The organism is Allobosea sp. GW823-FHT02B03 (genome assembly GCF_058797755.1).
On the sequence record NZ_JBXAJY010000006.1, the window covers coordinates 336,526 to 359,747 of the forward strand.

21 protein-coding genes and 1 tRNA gene are annotated in these 23,222 nt (G+C 68.2%); 8 read left to right on the forward strand and 14 right to left on the reverse strand.

What is annotated here, in order from left to right:
- The first annotated feature begins 18 nt into the window (after positions 1–18).
- Complete coding sequence (trxA, locus tag AC1REK_RS21795; RefSeq protein ID WP_291638482.1) at positions 19–339, forward strand: thioredoxin; 321 nt, start codon at positions 19–21, stop codon at positions 337–339.
- A 101-nt stretch (positions 340–440) separates the two neighbouring features.
- Here the strand turns inward: trxA and AC1REK_RS21800 are convergent, their stop codons facing one another.
- Positions 441–836 (reverse strand): DoxX family protein, encoded by a 396-nt coding sequence (locus AC1REK_RS21800; RefSeq protein WP_316019408.1) that lies wholly within the window; start codon positions 834–836, stop codon positions 441–443.
- 315 nt (positions 837–1,151) lie between these two features.
- Here AC1REK_RS21800 and AC1REK_RS21805 point away from each other — a divergent pair, with 315 nt between their 5' ends.
- Entirely contained in the window at positions 1,152–3,293 is a 2,142-nt protein-coding gene (locus AC1REK_RS21805; protein WP_492270218.1) for a transglycosylase domain-containing protein, read from the forward strand.
- A gap of 6 nt (positions 3,294–3,299) precedes the next feature.
- Here the strand turns inward: AC1REK_RS21805 and hrpB are convergent, their stop codons facing one another.
- Positions 3,300–5,810 (reverse strand): ATP-dependent helicase HrpB, encoded by a 2,511-nt coding sequence (gene hrpB, locus AC1REK_RS21810; protein WP_492270217.1) that lies wholly within the window; start codon positions 5,808–5,810, stop codon positions 3,300–3,302.
- Between the two features lie 64 nt (positions 5,811–5,874).
- Positions 5,875–6,663, reverse strand: coding sequence for a class II glutamine amidotransferase (locus tag AC1REK_RS21815; RefSeq protein WP_066473198.1), 789 nt, complete (start codon positions 6,661–6,663; stop codon positions 5,875–5,877).
- Between the two features lie 221 nt (positions 6,664–6,884).
- Between AC1REK_RS21815 and AC1REK_RS21820 the strand changes: the two genes are divergently transcribed.
- Positions 6,885–8,294, forward strand: a complete 1,410-nt coding sequence (locus AC1REK_RS21820) for a sodium:proton antiporter (RefSeq protein WP_492270280.1) — start codon at positions 6,885–6,887, stop codon at positions 8,292–8,294.
- Between the two features lie 76 nt (positions 8,295–8,370).
- Positions 8,371–9,570: a multidrug effflux MFS transporter gene (locus tag AC1REK_RS21825; protein WP_492270216.1), complete on the forward strand. Its 1,200-nt coding sequence runs from the start codon at positions 8,371–8,373 to the stop codon at positions 9,568–9,570.
- Between the two features lie 38 nt (positions 9,571–9,608).
- Here AC1REK_RS21825 and AC1REK_RS21830 read toward each other — a convergent pair whose 3' ends face one another.
- Entirely contained in the window at positions 9,609–10,421 is an 813-nt protein-coding gene (locus tag AC1REK_RS21830) for a DUF1194 domain-containing protein (RefSeq protein WP_492270215.1), read from the reverse strand.
- Between the two features lie 215 nt (positions 10,422–10,636).
- Positions 10,637–11,278: a (d)CMP kinase gene (gene cmk / locus AC1REK_RS21835; RefSeq protein ID WP_327524397.1), complete on the reverse strand. Its 642-nt coding sequence runs from the start codon at positions 11,276–11,278 to the stop codon at positions 10,637–10,639.
- A 308-nt stretch (positions 11,279–11,586) separates the two neighbouring features.
- Here cmk and AC1REK_RS21840 point away from each other — a divergent pair, with 308 nt between their 5' ends.
- From AC1REK_RS21840 to AC1REK_RS21850, 3 genes are all read left to right on the forward strand, one after another.
- Positions 11,587–11,991: a TIGR02300 family protein gene (locus tag AC1REK_RS21840; protein ID WP_316021037.1), complete on the forward strand. Its 405-nt coding sequence runs from the start codon at positions 11,587–11,589 to the stop codon at positions 11,989–11,991.
- 171 nt (positions 11,992–12,162) lie between these two features.
- Positions 12,163–12,238, forward strand: a tRNA-Ala gene (locus AC1REK_RS21845).
- 710 nt (positions 12,239–12,948) lie between these two features.
- A complete protein-coding gene (locus AC1REK_RS21850) occupies positions 12,949–16,236 on the forward strand; it encodes an autotransporter outer membrane beta-barrel domain-containing protein (RefSeq protein WP_492270214.1) in 3,288 nt (1,095 codons plus the stop codon).
- Positions 16,237–16,296: 60 nt separating this feature from the next.
- Here the strand turns inward: AC1REK_RS21850 and AC1REK_RS21855 are convergent, their stop codons facing one another.
- The 3 genes from AC1REK_RS21855 to AC1REK_RS21865 all read right to left on the reverse strand — a co-directional run bounded on the left by AC1REK_RS21855 (position 16,297) and on the right by AC1REK_RS21865 (position 18,545).
- Complete coding sequence (locus tag AC1REK_RS21855) at positions 16,297–16,695, reverse strand: winged helix-turn-helix domain-containing protein (RefSeq protein ID WP_327524385.1); 399 nt, start codon at positions 16,693–16,695, stop codon at positions 16,297–16,299.
- Positions 16,696–16,743: 48 nt separating this feature from the next.
- A complete protein-coding gene (locus tag AC1REK_RS21860; RefSeq protein ID WP_492270213.1) occupies positions 16,744–17,364 on the reverse strand; it encodes an SCO family protein in 621 nt (206 codons plus the stop codon).
- 125 nt (positions 17,365–17,489) lie between these two features.
- Positions 17,490–18,545, reverse strand: coding sequence for a L,D-transpeptidase family protein (locus AC1REK_RS21865; RefSeq protein ID WP_492270212.1), 1,056 nt, complete (start codon positions 18,543–18,545; stop codon positions 17,490–17,492).
- A 187-nt stretch (positions 18,546–18,732) separates the two neighbouring features.
- Between AC1REK_RS21865 and AC1REK_RS21870 the strand changes: the two genes are divergently transcribed.
- Positions 18,733–19,356 (forward strand): DsbA family protein, encoded by a 624-nt coding sequence (locus tag AC1REK_RS21870; protein WP_492270211.1) that lies wholly within the window; start codon positions 18,733–18,735, stop codon positions 19,354–19,356.
- A gap of 23 nt (positions 19,357–19,379) precedes the next feature.
- On the opposite strand, the gene AC1REK_RS21875 is transcribed toward AC1REK_RS21870, so the two are convergent.
- From AC1REK_RS21875 to AC1REK_RS21900, 6 genes are all read right to left on the reverse strand, one after another.
- Positions 19,380–20,018, reverse strand: a complete 639-nt coding sequence (locus AC1REK_RS21875; RefSeq protein ID WP_492270210.1) for a transglutaminase-like cysteine peptidase — start codon at positions 20,016–20,018, stop codon at positions 19,380–19,382.
- A gap of 185 nt (positions 20,019–20,203) precedes the next feature.
- Positions 20,204–20,506, reverse strand: coding sequence for a hypothetical protein (locus tag AC1REK_RS21880; protein ID WP_492270209.1), 303 nt, complete (start codon positions 20,504–20,506; stop codon positions 20,204–20,206).
- A gap of 53 nt (positions 20,507–20,559) precedes the next feature.
- Positions 20,560–21,480: a cation diffusion facilitator family transporter gene (locus AC1REK_RS21885; RefSeq protein WP_492270208.1), complete on the reverse strand. Its 921-nt coding sequence runs from the start codon at positions 21,478–21,480 to the stop codon at positions 20,560–20,562.
- A gap of 35 nt (positions 21,481–21,515) precedes the next feature.
- Positions 21,516–22,073 carry a copper chaperone PCu(A)C gene (locus tag AC1REK_RS21890; protein ID WP_492270207.1) on the reverse strand — a complete coding sequence of 186 codons (558 nt, stop codon included), beginning with the start codon at positions 22,071–22,073 and terminating at the stop codon, positions 21,516–21,518.
- Complete coding sequence (gene lspA, locus AC1REK_RS21895; RefSeq protein ID WP_492270206.1) at positions 22,070–22,597, reverse strand: signal peptidase II; 528 nt, start codon at positions 22,595–22,597, stop codon at positions 22,070–22,072. Before lspA ends, AC1REK_RS21890 begins: the two co-directional genes overlap by 4 nt.
- Complete coding sequence (locus AC1REK_RS21900; protein ID WP_492270205.1) at positions 22,594–23,214, reverse strand: methyltransferase family protein; 621 nt, start codon at positions 23,212–23,214, stop codon at positions 22,594–22,596. Before AC1REK_RS21900 ends, lspA begins: the two co-directional genes overlap by 4 nt.
- Between the last annotated feature and the right edge of the window lie 8 nt (positions 23,215–23,222).

Below are 23,222 nucleotides of genomic sequence, written 5' to 3' on the forward strand. Positions count from 1 at the left end.
ATCGAAAAGGCGACAGCCATGGCGACGACGAAAGTGACCGATGCGAGCTTCGAGGCCGATGTCCTCAAGTCGAGCCAGCCGGTGGTTGTGGACTTCTGGGCCGAGTGGTGCGGCCCCTGCCGGATGATCGGCCCGGCGCTCGAGGAGATCGCCGGCGAGCTCGACGGCAAGGTCAAGATCGTGAAGATGAATGTCGACGAGAACCAGCAGATCCCGGCTCAGTTCGGCATCCGCTCGATCCCGACCCTGATGCTGTTCAAGGACGGCAAGCTGGCTTCGCAGAAGGTCGGCGCTGCCCCGAAGAGCGACCTTTCGCGCTGGATCTCGGCCGCGGTCTGAAGGCTTTCGGCTGAAACCAAAAGGCCCGCCTTCCCCGGGGAAGGCGGGCCTTTTTATGGTCTTGCGGCGCCGTCACTCCGGCTGGAGCGAAGCGCGAGGCCTCAGCCCTTGCGGTTGTCGAGCGCGAAGGAACCCGGGCCGGCGAAGAAGATGTAGAAGAAGATGAAGCAGAACAGCAGGGCCGGCTCGCCGCCATTGAGCAGCGGGTAGAAGCTCTTGGGCGCGTGCGCCATCCAGTATGCGACGGCCATCAGCCCCGACAGGACGAAAGCGGTCGGCCGGGTGAGGAAGCCGACCGCGATGAGGAGGCCGCCGACGACTTCGAGCACCGCCGCGGTCCAGCTCAGGCTGAAGGCGGCCGGCATGCCCCAGGACGGCGCAACCGGAAAGGCGAAGAGCTTCTGGGTGCCATGGGTGAAGAAGGTCAGCGCGGTCACGATGCGCAGCAGGGCAAGCGAATGCGGAGCAAAGCGGCCGAGCGAATCCAGGCGTGGCATGCAGAAATTCTTTCCTATTCGAGACTAGATTAGAGAAATTCCATTCGAATGGCGGCCTTTGCTGGCAAATAATTGATTCACCACTCCGGGCGGTTGTCAGGGACCGGCTGGCAGCGATCAACTCACATTTTCGTTTGCAGTGCAGCAAAGGGAACCGGCGGCAGATTCGCCACAGTGTGGGAAACTTGCCGGTTTGGCGGCAATCCGCCGCGCGGCGAGCTTAACCACCCCTTAAAAGCGCCATGTTTGAATCCTGTGTGGAAGTTGGCCGGCTCGCCTGACACAAAGCCGGCATTGGGGCCTGAACGGGGCGGAATGAACGACCGGTCGAGACGGAACGGAGAGCGGCGCGAGCCCTCATTCGAACGTGCGCGCGAGGATTACGAGCGCGACGACGACGATCTGCGCCTGTCGGCCGAGGACCGCCCCTATCGTGGAGGAAGGAACCCCGTGGCACCGCGCCAGCAACCGCGCCGTCAGAAGACTGAAGGACGCGGTGGCCGCAAGCAGCGCCGCAAGGGTCGCTCTTTCTTCGGCCGGATCTTCTACTGGGGCCTCGTCCTCGGACTCTGGGCCGTGCTCGGGGTCGGCGGGGTCGTCGCCTATCACGCCGCGCAATTGCCGCCGATCGACCAGCTCACCGTGCCGAAGCGGCCGCCGAACATCGCGATCCTCGCCGCGGACGGCTCGCTGCTCGCCAATCGCGGCGAGACCGGCGGGCGCACGATCACGCTCGGCGAGGTTCCGCCCTATCTGCCGAAAGCCTTCGTCGCCATCGAGGACCGGCGCTTCTACGAGCATTTCGGCATCGACCCGATCGGTCTCACCCGCGCCGTCGTCAACAACGTCACGAAGCGTGGCGGCGTCCAGGGCGGCTCGACCCTGACGCAGCAGCTCGCCAAGAACCTGTTCCTGACACAGGAACGCACCGCCGCCCGCAAGATCCAGGAGGCGATCCTCTCGCTCTGGCTGGAGCGGACCTACACCAAGGACCAGATCCTCGAGCTCTATCTCAACCGGGTCTATTTCGGCTCGGGCGCCTATGGCGTCGAGGCCGCGGCCCAGCGCTATTTCAACAAATCCGCCCGCTCGGTGACGATCGCCGAGGCGGCGATGCTCGCCGGCCTCGTCCAGGCGCCGTCGCGGCTGGCGCCGAACCGCAATCCGGAAGCGGCGGAGAAGCGGGCGCAGCTCGTCATCGCCGCAATGGCCGATCAGGGCCTGATCTCGCCGGCCTCGGCCAAGAGCGCGCTGGTCGCGCCGGCGGAAGCCGCCGAGCGCACCGGCGCCGGCTCGGTCAACTACGCCGCCGACTACGTCATGGACGTGCTCGACGATTTCATCGGCGCGATCGAGGGCGACGTCACCGTCCTGACCACGATCGACACCAAGCTGCAGGCCAGCGCCGAGACCATGCTGGTCGAGGCCCTGAACGCCCAGGGCGCCAAGCAGGGCGTCGGCCAGGGTGCCATCGTCTCGATGGCACCGGACGGGGCATTGCGCGCCCTGATCGGCGGGCGCGACTACACCAAGAGCCAGTTCAACCGGGCCACGGCCGCCCGGCGGCAGCCGGGCTCGGCCTTCAAGCCCTTCGTCTATCTCGCGGCGCTGGAAAACGGGCTCACGCCCGATGCGATCCGCGACGACTCGCCGGTCTCGATCCGGGGCTGGCAGCCAGAGAACAACAGCCGCACCTATCGCGGCCCGGTGACGCTGCAGACCGCCTTCGCGCTCTCGCTCAACACCGTGGTGGTCAAACTCAACCAGGAGATCGGCCCGAAGGAAGCGGTCCGTGTGGCGCAGCGCCTCGGCATCAATTCGGCGCTGCAGGCCAATCCCTCGCTCGCGCTCGGCACCTCCGAGGTCACGCCGATCGAGCTGACCAGCGCCTATGCGAGCTTCGCCAATGGCGGCAAGGGCGTGCTGCCCTATGTCATCCGCGAAGTGAAGTCGCTCTCCGGCAAGGTGCTCTATGCCCGCAAGGGCAGCGGCTTCGGTGAGGTCGTCAAGCCGCAAATCCTGTCGATGATGAACGCCATGTTCAACGAGACCATGGTGCGCGGCACCGGCAGCAAGGCCAATATCCCGGGCTGGGAGATGGGCGGCAAGTCGGGCACGACCCAGGATTTCCGCGATGCCTGGTTCGTCGGCTTCAGCTCCCGGCTGGTGACCGCGGTCTGGCTCGGAAACGACGACAACAGCACGATGAAGCGGGTCTATGGCAGCGGCCTCCCGGCGGAGATCTGGAGCAAGTTCATGAAGGCCGCCCATGCCGGCCAGCAGCCGGCGCCGCTGCCGGGCGGGCTCTGGCACAGCGGGCCGAAGTCGATCTTCGAGCCGGGCGAGCCCGTCGCCGGCATCGCGCCGCGGCCGCAGGGCACGGTCGAGGGCGACCGCGCCTGGACCCCGCCGCCGCCGCAGGAGAAGAACTTCCTGGAGCGCCTGTTCGGCGGGTAGCGCGCCTCACGTCCCGCGCGGCTTGGCCCGCGTCGTCGGCGGCGCGGCGGCGGGATCGTCCGGCCAGGGATGGCGCGGATAGCGGCCCTTCATCTCGGCCTTCACCGCGGCCCATGAGCCGCGCCAGAAGCCCGGCAGGTCGCGCGTCACCTGGATCGGCCGATGCGCCGGCGAAAGCAGCTCCAGCACCAGCGGCACGCGCCCGCCGACCAGCGCCGGGTGCTTGGCCAGCCCGAACAGCTCCTGCACCCGAACCGAGATGGTCGGGCCTGCTTCGGCGCCATAGTCGACCGCGAGCTGCGAACCGGTCGGCGCGGCAAAATGCGTCGGTGCCTCGGCATCGAGCCGGCGCTTCAGGTCCCAGGGCAGAAGCTCCGTCAGCGCGCCGTCGAGATCGCCCGGCGTGATCGCGGCGAGCGAATTGCGGCCGACGATGTGCGGCGCGAGCCAGTCCGCCGCGCCCTCGGCCAGCCCGGCATCGGAAAGATCGGGCCAGCCGCTGCCCGGCCCTTCGGCCGTGCGCAGGAAGGCGACACGCTCGCGCAATTGCGCCTGCGCCTTGCTCCAGGGCAGGGCGTCGATGCCGAGGGCGGCGACGCCCTTCGCCAGGACGACGGCGTTCTCCTCGCTCGCCTCGACCGGCAAAGGACGCTCGGCCAGGACCAGCGCTCCGAAGCGCCGGCTGGCGCGGGCGCGCAAGGCCTTGGCGGCGCGGTCGAACGAGGTCTCGGCCTGTTCCGACAGGGGGGTGCGGATCAGGCCGGAGGCGGCGAGTTCGGCGATCCCCGCCTCGTCGATCGCCGCGGCACTGAGGATGCGGGCTTGGGCGGCGCTGCCGGTCATCTCGCCGACGACCAGATAGGGCTCGCGCGCCAGGCGCTGGCCGGGCTCCAGCGCGGCGCCGCGGCTATTGGCCAGCAGATACTGACCGGAGCCGGGCTGGCGCGCCTTGGCGACCCGGTCAGGGAAGGCGAGCGCCAGCAGGAAGCCGGGCGAATGGGTGCGCTCATCGCCTTTCGGCGCCTTCGCTCCCGCCTGCCGGGCCCAGCCCTCGGCGAGGCGGCGCATGTCGGCAGCGCGGCCGCCGCGCTCGCGCCCGAAGCGTTCGAGCCGCTCGGCGAGATCGATCGCCTCGCCGCCGAGCCCGCGCTCGACCAGAAGGGCCGCCAGCAGCGCGGCCTGCCCGGCCTCGCCGAAGCCGGCGGCGCCGGTGACCATATGGGCCAGGCGCGGCGGCAAGGGCAGCGCCTGCAAGGCCTTGCCGGAGGCGGTGATCCGGCCACCTTCGTCGAGCGCTTCGAGATCGTTCAGCAGCAGGCGCGCTTCCTTCAGCGCCGGGGCGGGCGGCGGGTCGAGAAAGGCGAGCGTCGTCGGGTCCGCGACGCCCCAGGCGGCGCAGTCGAGCAGCAGCGGGGCAAGATCGGCCGAGAGGATCTCCGGCCGGGCGAAAGCCTCGAGCGCACCATTGCCGGCCTCCTCCCAGAGCCGGTAGCAGATGCCGGGCTCGGTGCGGCCGGCGCGGCCGCGGCGCTGGTCGCTGGCAGCGCGGCTCGCGCGCTGGGTGACCAAGCGGGTGATGCCGATATCGGGCTCGTAGAGCGGTACCCGCGCCAGGCCGGAATCGATGACGACGCGCACGCCCTCGATGGTCAGCGAGGTCTCGGCGATCGCGGTCGCCAGCACGATCTTGCGCCGGCCGGGCGGCGCCGGCAGCACGGCCCGGTCCTGCTCGGCCTGTTCGAGCGCGCCATAGAGCGGCGCGATCTCGACGCTGGCATCGCGGATCTTTTCGCGCAGGCGCTCCTCGACCCGGCGGATCTCGCCCTGGCCAGGCAGGAAGACGAGGAGCGAGCCGCGCTGCTCGTTCAGCGCCAGCAGGACGGCCTCGGTGACCTGGTCCTCGATGCGCTTCAGCGGGTCGCGGCCGAGATAGCGCGTCTCGACGGGATAGGCCCGGCCCTGGCTTTCGACCATCGGGGCCTCGCCGAGCAGCCGCGCGACGCGGGCGCCGTCGAGCGTCGCCGACATCACGAGGATGCGCAGATCCTCGCGCAGGCCGGCCTGGGCATCGAGCGCCAACGCCAGCCCGAAATCGGCATCGAGCGAGCGCTCGTGGAACTCGTCGAAGAGCAGCGCCGCGACGCCTTCCAAAGCGGGATCGTCTAGGATCATCCGCGCGAAGACGCCTTCGGTGACGACCTCGATGCGCGTCCTCGGGCCGATCTTCGAGCCGAGCCGGACACGCAGGCCAACCGTCTCGCCGACGCGCTCGCCGAGCGTCTGCGCCATCCGGGCGGCAGCGCCGCGCGCGGCCAGCCGGCGCGGCTCCAGCACGATCAGCTTGCCGCCCTTGCCGCCATCTTGCGCCCAGGGCTCGTCCAGCAAGGCGAGCGGCACGCGCGTCGTCTTGCCGGCGCCGGGCGGGGCGACGAGCACCGCGTTCGGCCGTGCACGCAGGGCGGCGGACAGATCGTCGAGGACCGCGTCGATCGGCAGGGCTGTGTCGAAGCTGCGCATGCCGGCATGTGCCCCGGAGGCAAGCGCCTGCGCAAGCGTTTCGGCGGCAGGCCGGCGTCCCGCCTCAGGCCGCGCGGCGCAGACCGACCTCGAAGGGATGCAGGCTGACCGCGCCCACGCGGGCCGAGACCAGCGTGTTGCGCGGCAGCGCCTGCCAGCATTCGCGCGCCGCGTCGATCGGCTCGGAGGCGATCACCACCGCATCGCCGCGATCGCAGAGATAGAGCGTCGGCGGCTTCTCGTCGGAGGACCAGCGGACGGCATGGATGGTCTCGCCATCGGCGAGCGCGGCGGCGCAGCGCAGGGGCTCGCGGACGCCGGCCTCCTGCATCAGGGCAAGCGCGTCGCCGAGCGCGCCGGCAAGGGCTTCGCCCGGCTGCTCGCCCTCGCTCATCCGCGCCAGCGCCAGCAGGAACAGCACTTCCGAATCGGTGGTGCCGACGCGCGAGCCATAAAGCGGATCGGGAATCAGGCTCTCGAGCCGGCGCCGGATCAGGCCGTAGCCGCCGATCTGGCCGTTATGCATGAAGAGATGCCGGCCATGGACGAACGGATGGCAGTTGGCCCGCGTGCTCGCCGTGCCGGTCGCGGCGCGGACATGCGCAAAGAACAGATGCGAGCGGACGAGGCGGGCGATCGAGAGCAGGTTCTCGTCCGACCAGGCCGGGCGGATCTCGCGATACTGGCCGGGCTCGGGCCGTTCGCCATACCAGCCGACGCCGAAACCGTCGCCATTGGTGCCGGTCTTGGCCTCCTCGGCGTGCAGCGACTGGTGGATCAGCGAATGGCACGGTGAGGCGACGAGATCCTCCAGGAACACCGGAGCGCCGGCATAGGCGAGGAAACGGCACATGGTCGGCCCCGAATCACGCGCGGCAGGACGCCGCAAGGTCAATCTGCGCGACAAGCATGAATGCTGCCATAACGGCTTTTTTGGAGCAGGCGAAATCGGGACGCCGGCAGTCCGCCCGGCAGGGCGGCGGCGGTTGCGACCCCCATAGCCATCGTATAACCAGCACAGGGTTGGAAGTAGCAGTCCCGCGCCCAAGCGGGCGGGGGGAAGCCTTGAAATCGATCCTGACGGCAGCGGGCGCAGCGCTCGCCTTCGCCCTCTTCCCGCAGAGCGCGCTGGCCGCCGGCGACATCGGCGGCGCGACCATGGGCGTCGCCTGGGCCCTGCCCTTCGCCGGCATGCTGCTCTCGATCGCGCTCGGGCCGATCCTGTTCCCGCATTTCTGGGAGCACAACTACGGCAAGTTCGCCGCCTTCTGGGCGGTGCTGGTGCTGCTGCCGCTGATGCTGCTGCGCGGTTTCGAACCTGCGCTCGGCGCGCTGCTGCACACCGCGCTGCTCGAATACGTCCCCTTCATCATCCTGCTGTTCGCGCTGTTCACCATCGCCGGCGGCATCCTGGTGATGGGCAATCTGCACGGCACGCCGGCGACCAACACGACGCTGCTCGCCATCGGCACGGTGATGGCGAGCTTCGTCGGCACGACCGGCGCCTCGATCATCATGATCAGGCCGCTGCTGCGCGCCAACGACAACCGGCGCCACAACGTCCATGTCGTGGTGTTCTTCATCTTCCTGGTCTCGAATATCGGGGGCTCGCTGACCCCGCTCGGCGACCCGCCGCTGTTCCTCGGCTTCCTGCGCGGCGTCAGCTTCTTCTGGACGACGACGCACCTCCTGCCGGAGACCGCCTTCGCGGTGGCGGTGCTGCTCGTCCTGTTCTTCGCGCTCGACAGCTACCTGTTCCGCAAGGAGGAGGGGCTGCCGGCGCTGAAGGACCCGACGCCGGACCGCGCCATCAAGCTCTACGGCAAGGTCAACATCCTGCTGCTGGGCGGCGTGATCCTCGCCATCCTGATGTCGGCGAACTGGAAGCCGGGCGTGACCTTCACGATTCAGGGCGTCCATCTCGAGCTGCAGAACATCGTGCGCGACGCGATCCTGCTCGGCCTCGCCCTGCTCTCGCTCAAACTGACGCCGAAGCCGGTACGCGCCGGCAACGAGTTCAGCTGGGGCCCGATCCTGGAGGTTGCCAAGCTGTTCGCCGGCATCTTCACCTGCATCATCCCGGTGCTGGCGATGCTGCAGGCCGGCAAGGACGGCGCCTTCTCCTCACTGGTCGCCATGGTCAGCAATGCCGACGGAACGGCCAACAACGTCGCCTATTTCTGGCTAACCGGCATCCTGTCCTCCTTCCTCGACAATGCGCCGACCTATCTCGTCTTCTTCGAGCTCGCGGGCGGCGATGCGAAGGCGCTGATGACCACGGGCGCGCTGACGCTGACCGCGATATCGGCCGGCGCCGTCTTCATGGGCGCCAACACCTATATCGGCAACGCCCCGAACTTCATGGTCTACGCCATCGCCAAGGACCGGAAGGTCGCGATGCCGAGCTTCTTCGGCTACATGGCCTGGTCGGGCGGCATCCTGATCCCGATCTTCCTGCTGCAGACGCTGATCTTCTTCCGCTAGCCGAACACCCGCCGCGCCTCGACAGCGTGACGCGGCGGGCCTAAACGGGCGGCGTTCGACCAAAGAGACGCCGCCCATGACCTTGCGCCCCGACACGCTGGCGATGACCGCCGTCCTCGCCATGCTGACGGCGCTCGGCCCGCTCTCGACCGATTTCTACCTGCCCTCGCTGCCCGAGATCGTCCGTGTCCTGAACACCGACGTTGCCGGCGCCCAGGCGACGCTCTCGGCCTTCCTGTTCGGCTTCGCCGCCGGGCAGATCATCTGGGGCCCGCTGTCCGACCGGCTCGGCCGGCGGCCGGTGCTGCTGATCGGCCTTGGCCTGTTCCTCGTGACCACGCTGATCTGCGCGCTCGCGCCCTCGATCGAGGCGCTGATCGGCGCGCGCTTCGCCCAGGCGCTCGGTGCCTCCGGGCCGATCGTGCTCGGCCGCGCCATGGTCCGCGATCTCTATGACGGGCCGCGCGCCGGCCGCGAGCTCGCCCGGATGGGCATGATCATGGGGCTGGTCCCGGCGGTGGCGCCGGCGCTCGGCGGCGTGCTGCAGAACGCCTTCGGCTGGCGCTCGACCTTCGTCGCGACGCTGATCGTCGCCCTCGCCATCATGGCCGTGGTGGTGACGATCCTGCCCGAGACGATCCGCAAGCGCTCCCCGGAAAAGCTCTCCTTCCTCGCGATCTTCCGCGGCTTTCGCGTGCTCCTGCAGAACCCGGCCTACCGGGTCTATGTCAGCCTGACCTCGCTCGCCTATGCCGGGCTGTTCGCCTTCATCTCCGGCTCTTCCTTCGTCCTGATCGGCATCTACGGGCTCACGCCGCCGGTCTATGGCCTGTCCTTCGGCTGCATGGTGCTCGGCTACATTCTCGGCACCATCCTAGCCCAGCGCCTGGTCGGCTCGCGCGGGCTCGACGGCGTGATCGCGCTCGGCGTCATCTGCCTCGCCGCCGGCGGGCTCGCGATGCTGGTCTGCGTCGCCAGCGGCTTCGGCGGGCCGTTCGGCGTGATCCTGCCGATGGCGCTCTATGCCTGCGGCGTCGGGCTGACCATGCCGCAATCGCAGGCGGCGGCGATGATGCCCTTCCCGGACCGCGCGGGGGCCGCCTCTTCCCTCACCGGGCTCTGCCAGATGCTGCTCTCGGGCTGCGTCGGGCTCCTGGTAGGCTATCTGCTCAAGGCGTCCGCGCTGCCGCTGCCACTGGTGCTGTCGGCGATCGGCGTGGCCACCCTGGTGCTGTTCCGCGCCAGCGCTGCAACGCGCGCCGCCGGCAAGGCCTGAGCGGAAAGAAGCCGGGCCCGCGCCTGCCGTTCAGCCCTTCAATTGCCCATGCGGTCGCGCCATTGCCGTTCGCCGGCCATGCAGCCGACCCGCGGCGGGCGGGACTGCGTCTTCTGGATCAGCGCCTCGCCGGCGGGGACCTCGGCGATCTCGCGGACCAGCTTGATGCGGGTCGCGTCGACGAACTGGTGGCGCTCGCGGATCGGGATGACGAAGGCGCCGACGCCGGTGATGACGCAGTCCTCGTAATAGACGTCGAGATTGTCGATGTCGAAATAGCTCGCCGCCTTCAGCATCACCGGCAGCCCGTTGATCGAGATGCCCTTGTCGCGGGCGGCGTCGCGCGCCTGTGTCACCGGCCGGCCATCATTGTTGGCGCCGTCGCCGGAGATGTCGATGACGCGGCGCAGGGCGACGACATTGCTCTGCTCGAGCAGGGCCATGCTGAGATCGATAGCGCCGGAGATCGAGGTCCGCCGGCCGCGCCGGGTCGGAGCCTCGCCGAGCTCCTCGGCAAAGGCGATCGCCGATTGCGGCGTCTCGATCACCGTCCAGGGCTTGACGATGTGCTGGAAGTCGCCGCCGGCCCATTCGAAATAGGTCACCGCGATCTTGCCGATCGAGCCCTTGGCGATGGCCTCGTGCAACTGGCGTGAGCGGAAGGCCTCGATATAGCCGTTGCGCTGCAAAGCGAGCTCGTCGAGATCCATCGAGTAGGAGACGTCGACCGCCAGGACCAGCGCGACATCGACCTCCTCGGGCGGCGCTGTCGCTGGCTGGGCATCCGGTGCGGTGGCGGGCCAAAAGGCCGCGGCCGAAAGACTCAAGAGACCGAACAGCCAGCGCCGCATCGCCACCTCCATCATCTGTCGTCGAAGCGTAACGCCGAAACGCTAAGATGATTCGGGCGAAGGCCGGCTTCAAACGAATGCGATGGAAGTCTGCTCCGAGTTTTCGGAGACGCCAAGCATGAAAGCTGGGCAATCCGGCGCTGGTTCCCGCAAACGTGATCCAGCTTCCCGCCCGGAGGCTGCTCCGGATACTGCTCCGGAGCAGGTTCTGGTCGTCAGGCTGCGCGACGCTTCTCCACGATCGACAGGGCCGCGGCGAAGGCTTCGTCGACGCCGAGCGCCGAGGTATCGAGCAGGATCGCGTCCTCGGCCGCCTTCAGCGGCGCATCGCCACGGCCGCTGTCCCTGGCATCGCGCCGACGGATATCGGCGAGGATGCCCTCGAAGGAAGCCGTATCGCCGCGGCCAGCCAGTTCCTTGTGCCGGCGCGCGGCCCGGACCTCAGGCGTCGCCGTGACGAAGAGCTTCACCGTCGCCTGCGGACAGATCACCGTGCCGATGTCGCGCCCGTCCAGCACCGCCCCGCCCGGAGCCGCGGCGAATTGGCGCTGCCGGTCGATCAGCGCCCGCCGCACCCCGGGAATCGCGGCGACGACGGAAGCCGCCTCGCCGATCTCGCGGCCGCGCAGGGCGGCTTCGTCGAAGCCCGTCTCGTCGAAGCCGGCAGCGGTCGCCTCCGCGGCCTGCGCATCCTCCAGCCTCTGCCCGGCATCGAGCATGGCGCGTGCCACCATGCGGTAGAGCAGGCCGGTATCGAGATAAGGCAGGCCGTAATGGGCAGCGAGCCGGCGCGCCAGCGTGCCCTTGCCGGAAGCGGCCGGCCCATCGACAGCGATCACGAGGTTGCGGCCGACGATTGCCGGCGATGGAAAGGGCTGTTGCGACAGGACCACGGGCGTCTCTGGGCTCTCGGCAGGCGGGGGTTCGGGGAGCCGGCTTCGGCAGCGCCGGTTCCGCTTTTCGCCTCCTGCTGTAGTGCATGACGCGGGGAAGCGGGAGCCGTTTTTCATCCCCGGGCCGGCGCCCGGCCGCCGGGCGGTTCTGCGGCACGCCGGCCGCCCGCCAGCGCAGGAGAAATCAGCATTTGACAGGCGCGCCCGGCCCGACTAACGGACGCCCCTGCTTTTCAGAACCCCTTCCGCATGTAACTCGAAGGTCCGACGCCGTGGCGAAACCGGAACTTGGCACCAAGCGCGTTTGTCCCGTGACAGGCCGTAAATTCTACGATCTCGACAAGGATCCGATCGTTTCCCCCTATACCGGGCAGTCCTATCCGCGCTCGGTGTTCGAGCCGCAGGCGAAGGCCGCCGCGGCCGTCGCCGCCAAACCCGCCGATGACGAGGACGAGGCCGAGGCCGCCGACGGCGCGGTCGAGCTCGTCTCGCTCGACGAAGCCGATGCGGAAGCGTCCGAGAAGGAAGCCGTCGTCACCAGCGAGGACGACATCGAGATCGAGGACGACGGCAGCAGCGCCGACGACGACGACACCTTCCTGGAAGAGGACGAGGAAGGCGACGACGACGTCTCCGACCTGATCGACGGCGATCTCGAGGGCGACGAGGACGCCTGAGGCGCCTTTTCACAGGCGCGAATGAAAAAGCGGGACGCGCTTCACATTCGTGCTTGTGTCCCGGCGAAAGCCTGCCTATAGAGCGCTTCGTCGCTGCCGCGACGAAGCGCAGGGCTCCCCGGAGCCGGTGCAAAAGGAATTCCAGTCACTCCCCAAGGTGGCTGCGACAGTGGGGCCATAGCTCAGTTGGGAGAGCGCTTGAATGGCATTCAAGAGGTCGGCGGTTCGATTCCGCCTGGCTCCACCATCCTCCTCCCGAAGATCGTCAGCTTTTCTACGGTTTCGGGCCAGCGCTGCGGCGCTGCTCATCCTTCTCCTGACATCGCAGGCCTTTCGATTCGCGCTGCGCAGGCTCAGCGCCGAAGCAGCGCTTTTCCAGACGGCGCTGCAAGGCGGACGGCTCGCAGGCGACACGGCAGTCAGAACTGCACGCATCGCAGCGCAGAAGATCGCAAGCCCACGAGCGAATCGCTCGGGAGCATCCCTTCGGGCCTGACGCTTCGTTGACCGAGGGCCTGGTTGCGACCGGGCAGTCGCGCACGCGCGGCAACGGCAGAGCCAGCTTCAGCAGGATGTCCCGGACCTGACCGAACTCATGCTTGAGCAACGTCGGAACCCGAGATCCTCGATCCCGACCAGCGGGAAGGTCCTGCAATAATCACCGACTCGCCATCGGCATGGTCTTTATTGAACAAATTATACAAATTTCGCAAAATTCCGCACCTTTAAGCAGATAATCAATCAAGCTATTATATAGATGATTGCCTTTCAGCGCGAAATAATTACTAATATAAACTTTCTCAAATGAGATATTACGAGAATTTAATCTTCAAAATTCCACCCCGAGCAAATCATTTCCAATGGTTTCCGGAGCTTCGGGGCGTATGCCGGTTATGATGTGGCGACATTCCGTTGCCGCTTGGCCGATGGCGGAGAACCACGACCAGGGGTCACGCAATGCGCTGCTCGCTTCAGAACGCCTCTGCGTCGACCGGTCCCGCTTCGGCGCCCGATGGCGAAAGCAGCGCGGCCTGTGTCGGGCCAGCCTGCGCCCGGCTTCGCCAGGCGCTGCTCTCCTCCAGCGCCCTCCTGGCGCTGCTGGCCGGCCCGGCCGTCGCCACCGAGTACTTCGTCCGCAACGATGCCTCGCTGAGAAGCGCGATCAGCAGCGCCACGCACGGGGACACCATCACCTTCACGGAGGGAATCACGCTCGAGAGCAACCTGCCGATCATCCGGCAGGACGTGCTCATCAACGGCCAGGGCAACACCCTGTCCGGCAACCACCAGTATCGCGGCCTGTTCGTCGAGTCCGCCTCGATCGGCCTCAAGGATCTGAGAATCGAGCATGCCCTGGCTCAGGGCGGCCATGGCGGGGCCGGCAATGGCGGCGGCGGTGGTGGCGGCGGCGCGGGGATGGGCGGCGCGCTTTTCATCGCCTCGGATGCGCAGGTGCTCGCAACCAATGTCTATATGACAGCCAACCGTGCCTTCGGAGGCGAAGGCGGAATTCCCTATTCCGCGTCCGGTCTCGGCAGCGCCGGCGGCGGCGGAGGCTATCTCCCGGCGAATGCGAACGGCGAGGATGGCAGCGGCAGCTATAGTGGCTACGGCCGGGCCGGCGGCGGCGACGGCTACGTCACGCTCCGGGGCGGCAATGGCAGCTTCGGCGGCGGCGGCGGCGGGTCGTACCGCAACACCGGCGGCAATGGCGGCTATGGCGGCGGTGCGGGCGCCGGTCGCGACGGCTCCTCCGCGGGACAGCCGGGCTGGGGAGGCGGCAAGGGCAACCCCTGGGGCGGGCTCGGCGGCGGTTTTCCGGACTACCAGGGTGGCTACGGGGCGAGCATGGGCGGTGCCATCTTCGTCCAGAGCGGCGGAAAGCTGACCGTCGCGGGGAACAGCAACATCAGCGGCAACAATGTCGACTCGACCCGAGCCTTTGACGGTTTCGGCGAGTCGCTGTTCCTGCATGGCAGCGGCACCCTGACCTTCATGCCCGGAGCAGGCGAGACGCAGACCGTCGGCGGCATTCTGGACGAAGGCGGACCCCAGAACGGCTTTGCCGAGGGGGATCGTCTCGCGGGCAGTTGGACCCTGGTCAAGAAGGGCCCCGGCACGCTCGTCATAGCCGGAACCGGCACCGCGGTTTTCGGGATCATCCCCGTCTATTTCGGCGGCGCCCATAGCGGCGGCACGATCATCGAAGACGGCATCGTGCGCGTCAAATCCTTCCTTGACGGCAACATCGTCAACAACGGGCGCCTCTACTTTGAGAATCCCGACCTGAACGGGATGACCTTCTGGAGCGCCCGCGGCGACATATCTGGGACGGGGGCGGTGATCATCGACATGCCTGGCAAACCCGGCACGATCACTTTCGGAGGTACCAACACCTACACCGGCGGCACCAAAATCTATAACGGCACCTTGCGCGGCAATACCCGAAGCCTGCAGGGCACGATCCAGAACGAGGACAATCTGGTCTTCGCCCAGGATTTCGACGGCACCTTTGCCGGGACGATGTTCGGGCCGGGCAGGCTGGTCAAGGACGGCACCGGCAGGGTCAGCCTGACCGGGAGCAACAGCGTCGGCGGCGGCACGACGATCAAGGGCGGCACGCTCGCCGTGAACGGCCCGCTGACCAGCAATGTCATCATCGAAAGCAAGGGCACCCTTGCCGGCGCCGGCAACGTCGTCGGCAATATCGACAATCAGGGCGGCACGATCGCGCCGGGCAACTCGATCGGCCAGATCACCGTCAACGGCAACCTCACCCTGACCGCCGGCACGCTCGAGATGGAGATCAACCCGGACGGCCGGAGCGACCGGATCAGCGTGGTCGGCGCCGGCAACCGGCTCCAGATCAATGCCGGCACGCTCGCCATCGTGCCCGAGGCCGGCGTCTACACGCCCGGCACCCGCTACACGCTGATCACCAACGAGGATGGCGGCGAGGTCCGTTTCGACGCGGTCACCGGCGGGCCGGGCTTCCTGAAGCCCGCGCTCTCGATCGACCGCCACAACCTCCATGTCTCGCTGATCCTCCCGGCGAACGCCTTCAGCCCGGCCGCCTGGACCTACAACCAGAAGGCCGTGGCGGCGGAGCTCGATGCCATCGCCGCCAGCGGCAATCTCGGCGGCCTCGTCACCCCGGTCGCCAACGTCCCGGTCGCCCAGGGCGGCCAGGCCTTCGCGGCGCTGTCGGGCGAGGTGCACGCCTCGAGCGGGACGGTGAGCTACGACCAGGCGCGGCAGGTGCAGACCAGCATTCTTAGCCGCCTGCGCGAGCCGACCCCGGGCCTGTCGACCCTGCCGGCGCTCGCCCAAGGCGACTACGGCGCCGCTTACGCAGCGGACCTGCCCGGCCGTTCGCCACGGCCGGCCGAGGTCGCGGTGGCGCCAACCGTGCGCAACCACGCACTCTGGGGCGAAGGTTTCGGCTCCTGGGGCCGCATCGGCACGGACGGCAACGCCGCCGGGCTCAAGACCTCGACCGGCGGCTTCGTTCTCGGCGCCGACACGCCGGTCGGCGACGCCTTCCGCATCGGCCTCGCCGGCGGCTTCGCGCGCAGCAGCTTCGACGTGACGGGCCGGCTCTCCTCCGGCACGAACGAGAGCATCTTCGGCGCGATCTACGGCTCCGGGCAATGGGGGCCGGTCTCGCTGCGGCTCGGCGCCGCCTATGCCTGGCACGATATCGACACCAGCCGCACCGTCCTCCTGCCCGGCCTGAGCGACAGGCTCACCGCCTCCTATGACGGCTCGACGCTGCAGGCCTTCGGCGAGCTCGGCTATCGCTTCGGCCTCGGCCGGACGGCGCTGGAGCCGTTCATCGGGGCTTCGATCATGCGCCTGCACAGCAATACCTTCCGCGAGCGCGGCGGCATCGCGGCGCTGGGCGGCGCCGGCCAGGACCAGGACCTGGCGACGACGACGCTCGGCCTGCGCGCCGAGATGCAGCTGTTCGCCGACCTGCCGCTCACGCTCAAGGGCATGATCGGCTGGCAGCACGCCTATGGCGATGTCCGGCCGGAGCGGTTGATGGCGTTCGCCGGCGGCACTTCGGCCTTCGCCGTGGCGGGGCTGCCGATCGACCGCAATGCGCTCGTCGCCGAGGCGAAGCTGGACTGGCAGGCCTCGGCCGATCTCAACCTCGGCATCGCCTATCGCGGCCAGGTCGGCTCGCGCGCCCAGAACCATGCGATCACCGGCAATCTCATCTGGCGCTTCGCGACGCATTGAGCCGGGCGGGATCGGAGCTGCACCGGGTGCCGGCAGCGGCGGCTGCCATGTTGCCCGGCTCTACTCGCGGACGGCCCGCGCTGGGCGCTCCAGCGCATCCTCGGCCGCCGCTGGGCCGGCCGGCTTCTCGACCTCGGCCTGCAGCGCCGCGAGATGCGGACGGGCCGCCTCGGCCGCCGCCTGCTCGATGGCGCGGTACTGCGAGACCAGGGCGAGGCCGAGCGCCGTCAGATGGGCGCCGCCGCCGCTCTTGCCGCCGACCTGGCGCTCGACCATCGGCTTGCCGAAGACGCGGTTGAGATCCTCGACGAGATCCCAGGCACGCCGATAGGACATGCCCATTTCGCGCCCCGCCGCGGAGATCGAGCCGAAGGCGGCGATCTTCTCGAGCAGTTCGATCTTGCCCGGCCCGATGCGGGTCTCCGGGGCGACGTCGATGCGCAGGCTGAGCGAAGGCATGAAGCGAAGTCTACCCTGCCCGGCGCGCCCAGACAAAGCCGGCTCGCCTCACTTCAGGACCAGCCGGATCTTGGCCTGAGCCGCCTGCGCTTCCTCATGATAGTCGATCAGGGTGCGGAAGCGGCCCGCGGCGTCCATCACATAGACCGAGGCGGTGTGGTCCATGGTGTAGCTGTCCTCGGTCGGAATCTTCCGGGCATAGGCCTTGTAGGCCTTCACCGCCGCCTCGACCTCCTCGACCGTGCCGGAGAGACCGACGATCCGCGGATCGAAGGACTGGAGATAGAGTGCGAGCTGAGCCGGGGTATCGCGCTCGGGATCGACGGTGATGAAGAGCACCTGCAGCCGCTCGGCCTCGGGACCGAGCGCCTTGAGCTGGTTGGTGAGGTCCAGCAGCGTCGTCGGGCAGACCTCCGGGCAATGGGTGAAGCCGAAGAAGACCAGCATCGGCTTACCGCGGAAATCGGCGTCGGTGACCCTGCGGCCGTTATGGTCGACGAGGCTGAACGGCCCGCCGACATCGATCGGCGCGCCGGCGGTCTGAACCGGCCGGCCCGGTGCGCCCGGCCCGTCGACCCGCCACCAGCCGAGCAGGATCGCAGCGGCGACGAAGACGACGACGGCGAGTGCCGTCCAGGCGGTGTAACGTATCCAGCGAAGGATCGGCATCGGGGATTCCTGCAAGATCGGCGCGCGGCCGTTGCCCGCTTCTTGGCAAGCTCCGCGGCGAAATCAAACCGGCCTAGCGTCGCACCCGGTGCGATGGCCGGCGTGAAACGCGGCCAGTGCGCGCCTTACCGGGCCGGCAGGGAGCCGGTGAACTGTGCGCGATCCCCGGGATCGGCGACGAAGGGGTCGGCCAGCGCGGCGTCGGGATTGCTGATCTCGACCTTGCCGGCGACCATGGTCTGCATCCGCTCCGGCCCCATCTTCCTGAGCAGGCTGCGGAAGCTCTCATGCATGCCGCCATCGCGCAGCGCATAGCTCATCGCCGGCGTGCCGGAGGCGATCAGCCCGGCGGTGCGCTCCTCGTCGCGCGTACGCTTCTGGGCGACGAGATCGCGGCTCTCCTGCTCGACCTCGTAGATTGGGCAGGCAGCGCCCGGCACGAAGGGGCCGGCGCCCTCGGCCGGATCGAAGACGTAACGGCGCTCGCAATAGCCGAGGCGGGGCGGGCGACGGGTCGCCTCGAAGTGATCGTAGCCTTCCTTGAGATTGCGCCAGAAGGCGATGTTCGGATTGTTGCGATGCGCCGCCATGTTCTCCGGCGTCATGCGGAAGGGCATGGCCTGGACCTGGAAGCTGCGCTGGCCGCCGACGAAGGCCTCGCGGGCGAGGCCGTAGATCTCGGTGACGCCGTCATCGGTCATCGCATAGCAGCCGGCCGAGGTGCAGGCGCCATGGACCATCAGCGCCGAGCCGGTGAAGCCCTGAGCCTGCTCCAGCGCATTGGGATAGCCGAGGTTGAAGGAAAGATAGAACTGCGACTTCGGGTTCATCAGCTCGGCGGTGACCGTATAGAACCCTTCCGGCGCCTGGCGATCGCCCTCACGCTTCTTCGGGCCGAGCTGGCCCGACCAGCGGCACATCGGATAGGTCTTCAGCAGCGCATAGCGGCCCGAGCGGTCGCGCTTCCAGACCTCGAGCTCGCTCTCCTTCTTGAAGATGCGGATCAGGATCGGGTCGGCCTGCGTCATCCCCTTGGCCGACATCTGCGAGACCAACGCGACCGGGAGCGGCTGGAGATGGCGGTCGTCGCCCTCCATCGCCACGCAAGATGACAGAAGCACCGCTCCGGCGAGGAGCAGCGCATGACGGCGAAGGTTCCGGGCGAGGGAGCGGATGGACATTGCGGGATTGTCGGGGCGTATCGCTAACGGCTGGTGAACGGGCGCCCCGCGACCCTGCAAGCTCATGCCGGTCGAGGTTCCACTGACAATTTCGTGAAGCGGCGGCAGCCCGGGCGCAACCTTTCCCCTCTTGACCCTGACATCACTAGAGGTCGCAGACCGGCCCGAGCCACCGGGAATCAACGCCATGCTCGACCGCCGCCTCGCCCTCCAGTCCATCGCCTTCGGCCTCGCCGGCTCGTTGTCAGCGACAGCGCTCGCACAAGGCCCTTCCGGACTGCTCGAACCCGGCCCGCTGCCGGAGAAGATCTTCGGAGCGGCCGATGCGCCGGTGACGGTGATCGAATATGCCTCGCTCACCTGCCATCACTGCATGAACTTCCACACAAAGACCTGGCCGGACTTCAAGGCGAAGTATGTCGACAGCGGCAAGGTCCGCTTCATCATCCGCGAATTCCCGCTCGATCCGCTGGCCATGGCCGGCTTCCTGCTCGCGCGCTGTGCCGGCGAGGACAAATGGTATGCGGTGGTCGACATGTTCTACAAGACGCAGGAAGGCTGGGCCCATTCCGACAAGCCGCTGGACGGGCTGACCCAGGCGATGCGCCAGGCCGGCATGGGCAAGGATGGCGTCGAGGCCTGCCTGAAGCGCGAGGACCTCTACCAGGGCATCAGGCAGGTTTCCGAACGCGGCAAGGGTTTTGGCGTCGACGCCACGCCGACCTTCTTCGTCAATGGCGAGAAGCATGTCGGCGCGCTGACGATCGAACAGTTCGACGCGATCCTGGCGCCACTCCTGGCCGGGCGCTGAATCGAGCGGGGCCGTCGCGGGTGCTAATGCGCGCCCGCGATCGCCGCAGTCACGACATCGGGACGCCCGAGGAAGCGGCCGAGATCGAGCCAGACATTCTGATCCTCGGGCGACTGGCGCCGGATGAAGGTCAGCCCGGATTTCGACCAGGGCAGAACCTTGTCGGTCTGGTTGTCGAGGATGAACTCGCCGCGGTCGGTGACCACGGTGAGGACGGCATGGCCGCCGCCTTCCTTGTCGATCACCACCGTGATCAGCAGCGCCGACATCGGCCAGCCCCTGCGGATCAGCTCGCGGCGCTTCTCGAGGACGTAGTCCTCGCAATCGCCCTTGCCGCTCGTGGCATAGCCCCAGTTCTCGATGACGCCGAACTGGTCCTGGTCGGTGATCGGCTCGATCGCCTTGTTGTATTTCAGATTGACCGCGAGCAGCTCGCTCCACGACCGGTCGTCGAGACGCGCCGCACTGGCCGGCGAGTGCGAGACCCGGCAATCGCTGGGGTTGTCGGCGCAGAACTGCGCCCAGCCGATCGGCGCGCGCGACGGCTCGCCGGCATGGAGATGGGCGAGATCGGTCGTGCCCGCAGCCTTGGCCGTCGAGGCCAGGCCCATCGCCGCGACGGCGAGGAACGCCGCTCCGATCCAGTTCCGCCTGCTTGTCATCACGCTCTCCTTGTCGGGAGCGTTTCTGGCAGGCCCGGCTTGCGATGGCGCAAAACCGGAGGGCGCGATTCTACATCTAAGATTCAGATTCCATTGATATTTCTTTCCTTGCCATCAACCCTAAGGAAAGCTTCCGCCGCGCCCGGACCGGCCGTGAGCGCAAGCCGCAGCAACGCCTTGAGGCGTCAGACCGGGCGCGCGATCGCGCGCTTGGCCGTCTCGACGGCGCCGGCGCATTGCGGCGCGATCTCGACGAGCACGATCACCGGGCTCGCCGCTCCGGTCCAGAAGCGGACGACCTGACCGATCGCCCAGCCCGGGTTATCGCCGACGCGCGTCACGATGGCGGGTGTGGCGGCGCGCGCGCAGGCCGCGACCTTCTCGGCACTGTCGCGGGGAATGCCGAGCGCCGAAAGCTGGCTGGTGATCGCGCTCTGGATCGGATTGAGGATCAGGAGCGAGACCAGGGCGGCGATGAACGATTCCATGGTTCGGCTTTCGGCTCTGCCTGTGTCGGAATTGCGGTAGCTCGGAGCCGGCTCTAGAGGCGCTGCTCGTGACCCTCGGTCCGGCGGATCGCCTCGTCCTCGATCTGGATCGTCGTGTGCTTCAGCCCGAACTCGTCGGCGAGCAGCGTCCCGGCCGCGACGAGGACGGGGCGCGCATCGGTCATGTCGGCGACGACGACATGACCGCTCATCGCATCCAGCCCCGAGGTCAGCGTCCAGACATGGAGGTCGTGGACGGCCGTGACGCCGGGCAGGCCGAGCAGCGATTTCTCGAGCAGGGCCATGTCGATCTCCGGCGGCGTGCCTTCCATCAGGATGTGGACGGCCTGCCGGAGCAGGTTCCAGGTCCGCGGTACGATGAAGAGGCCGATGCCGGCGCCGACGATCGGGTCGGCCAGGGTCCAGCCGGTCGCCATCACCACCACCGCGGCGACGATGACGCCGAGCGAGCCGAGCATGTCGCTCAGCACCTCGAAATAGGCGCCCTTGACGTTCAGGCTCTCGGAGGAGCCGCCGGCGAGCAGCTTCATGCTGATCAGGTTGACGATCAGCCCAAGGGCCGCGACCGCCAGCATCGGGCCGCCGAGAATGGGCGGCGGGTTCAGGAAGCGCTGATAGGCCTCGTAGAGGATGTAGACGGTCAGCAGGAGCAGGACGACGGCGTTGGCCAGCGCCGAGAGTATCTCCATGCGGACATAGCCATAGCTGCGCTGCGGCGTCGCCGGCTTCTCGGCGAAGCGGATCGCGATCAGCGCCAGAGCGAGGCCGCCGGCATCGGTCAGCATATGTGCGGCGTCGGCAAGCAGCGCGAGGCTGCCCGTCCAGAGAGCGCCGACCACTTCGGCCACCATGAAGCTCGCGGTCAGCGCCAGCGCCGCCGCCAGGCGCGACTTGTGGCGGCCTGCCGCGGTTCCGCCCTTCGCGCTGCCGCCATGGGAATGCCCTGCCGCCATGCCCTGCTCCATGCTCCCTGCGCGCCGCACCGACCTCAGGAATGGTCGGCGTGCTCCGACTGCCCGAGATTCTCGACCTGCACCTGCGTCGTCACACGCCCGGCCCGGGAAAAGACGAAGGTGACGGGGATCGTCGCCCCGGGCTCGATCGCCTGCTTCAGCCCGACGAGCGTGATCTGTTGGACGCCGGGTCGGAGCGAGAGCCTGCTGTTGCCGGGGATGGCGAGCTCGTCGAGCTCGATCGGCCTGACCACACCGCTGCTGCGGTCGAGCTCCTTCATCACGGCCAGGCGCGCCAAGGGCGTCTCGACCGCGATCAGCCGGTCGAGCACGCGGCCACCGTTCTCGAAGCTGGCATAGATCGGGTACTGCTCGCCGGCACGGGCGGCGCCGCGCGACCAGGGATGCACGATGCCGATATCGGCGCGCTGGGCGACCGGCTCCCGATGGACAGTGCCGAGATAGATGAAGGGGCCGAGGCCGATGGCCGCGATTGCGATGGCGCGGAGCACCGTCCCTCGCGAGAGCAGATGCGGGCGTACCCTGCCATCGCCGAGGGCGCTGCCGAGCCGGGACAGCCAGTTCGCGATCACCGCGATGCCTCCGGCTCGGTCTTCTGCGGTGCGGCGCCCGGGCCGGCAAAGCGGTCGGCGAGCGGCAGGCTGGCGAATAGCATCAGCATGACGCCGAGCGTGATCGCGATGTCGGCGCCGTTGAAGGTCGGCCAGTGCCAGTCGCCCCAATGCAGGTCGAGGAAATCGGTGACGGCGCCCTGCCGCCAGCGGTCGAGCGCATTGCCGAAGGCGCCGCCGGCAATCAGGGCTAGGCCGATGCGCTCGAACCGGTGCCGCGACAGCGCTGCCCAGACGATGAGTCCGAGGCCGACCGCGAGCTTGAACAGCCCGAGCACTTCAGGCCAGCGCTCCAGCGTGTCGCGGAACATGCCGAAGCTGATGCCGGTGTTGAAGCCGAGCCGCAGGTTGAGGAAGGGCGCCAGTTCGATCACCCGCGGCGGGTCCATGACGACGGCCAGCATCAGCCATTTGCTGGCCTGATCGAGGCCGGCGGCGAGTGCGCTGACGGCGAGGATGCCGACGACGTTGCTGGAGGTCGTCATGCCGGCAACTGCCTGGTGACGCCGAGCCAGCGCCGCACCCGGGCGCGATAGGCGAGATAGGGCTGGCCGAGCGAAGCGGCGAGCACGCGTTCCTCGATCGCGACCTGCAGGCGGATCGCGATCAGCAGAGCGAGGGTGAGGCCGGCCTGGATCAGGCTCGGCAGAACGATGAACAGGCCGATGAACAGCAGCGCCTGACCGAGGAAGACCGGGTTGCGCGAGATCGCGAAGGGGCCGCTGTCGACGATCGCGCCCTGCTCGCCCTCGGCCGCGCCGATGCGCCAGGAGGTGCCCATATAGCGCTGCGACAAAAGCGCGACGCAGGCGCCGATGACGACGAGGAGATGGCCGAGCACATCGAACCAGGGCCCGTCCAGCGCGGCATGCAGCGGGTCATTCGCGACCGGATTGCCGAAGGCGGCGAGGAGCAGTGGCCAGATCACCGCCCCGGCAAAGGCGAGCTTGAACAGGAGCGCCGGCAGGGCCTGCTTCTCGCCGCCTCTGCCGAACAGCCAGACCGGGCGGCCGGCCTCCTTCGCCAGGATCGCGCTCATGGCGAGGAAGCTGATCACATAGACCACGACCATAAGATAGCTGGCGATCTCCATGCCGCTCATCGCAAGTC

Bases quoted from the DNA above. Each gene is read 5' to 3' on its own strand.
- trxA (WP_291638482.1), top strand. From the start codon at position 19: ATGGCGACGACGAAAGTGACCGATGCGAGCTTCGAGGCCGATGTCCTC.
- AC1REK_RS21800 (WP_316019408.1), bottom strand. From the start codon at position 836: ATGCCACGCCTGGATTCGCTCGGCCGCTTTGCTCCGCATTCGCTTGCC.
- AC1REK_RS21805 (WP_492270218.1), top strand. From the start codon at position 1,152: ATGAACGACCGGTCGAGACGGAACGGAGAGCGGCGCGAGCCCTCATTC.
- hrpB (WP_492270217.1), bottom strand. From the start codon at position 5,810: ATGCGCAGCTTCGACACAGCCCTGCCGATCGACGCGGTCCTCGACGAT.
- AC1REK_RS21815 (WP_066473198.1), bottom strand. From the start codon at position 6,663: ATGTGCCGTTTCCTCGCCTATGCCGGCGCTCCGGTGTTCCTGGAGGAT.
- AC1REK_RS21825 (WP_492270216.1), top strand. From the start codon at position 8,371: ATGACCTTGCGCCCCGACACGCTGGCGATGACCGCCGTCCTCGCCATG.
- AC1REK_RS21830 (WP_492270215.1), bottom strand. From the start codon at position 10,421: ATGCGGCGCTGGCTGTTCGGTCTCTTGAGTCTTTCGGCCGCGGCCTTT.
- AC1REK_RS21850 (WP_492270214.1), top strand. From the start codon at position 12,949: ATGCGCTGCTCGCTTCAGAACGCCTCTGCGTCGACCGGTCCCGCTTCG.
- AC1REK_RS21855 (WP_327524385.1), bottom strand. From the start codon at position 16,695: ATGCCTTCGCTCAGCCTGCGCATCGACGTCGCCCCGGAGACCCGCATC.
- AC1REK_RS21860 (WP_492270213.1), bottom strand. From the start codon at position 17,364: ATGCCGATCCTTCGCTGGATACGTTACACCGCCTGGACGGCACTCGCC.
- AC1REK_RS21865 (WP_492270212.1), bottom strand. From the start codon at position 18,545: ATGTCCATCCGCTCCCTCGCCCGGAACCTTCGCCGTCATGCGCTGCTC.
- AC1REK_RS21870 (WP_492270211.1), top strand. From the start codon at position 18,733: ATGCTCGACCGCCGCCTCGCCCTCCAGTCCATCGCCTTCGGCCTCGCC.
- AC1REK_RS21875 (WP_492270210.1), bottom strand. From the start codon at position 20,018: ATGACAAGCAGGCGGAACTGGATCGGAGCGGCGTTCCTCGCCGTCGCG.
- AC1REK_RS21880 (WP_492270209.1), bottom strand. From the start codon at position 20,506: ATGGAATCGTTCATCGCCGCCCTGGTCTCGCTCCTGATCCTCAATCCG.
- AC1REK_RS21885 (WP_492270208.1), bottom strand. From the start codon at position 21,480: ATGGCGGCAGGGCATTCCCATGGCGGCAGCGCGAAGGGCGGAACCGCG.
- lspA (WP_492270206.1), bottom strand. From the start codon at position 22,597: ATGACGACCTCCAGCAACGTCGTCGGCATCCTCGCCGTCAGCGCACTC.
- AC1REK_RS21900 (WP_492270205.1), bottom strand. From the start codon at position 23,214: ATGAGCGGCATGGAGATCGCCAGCTATCTTATGGTCGTGGTCTATGTG.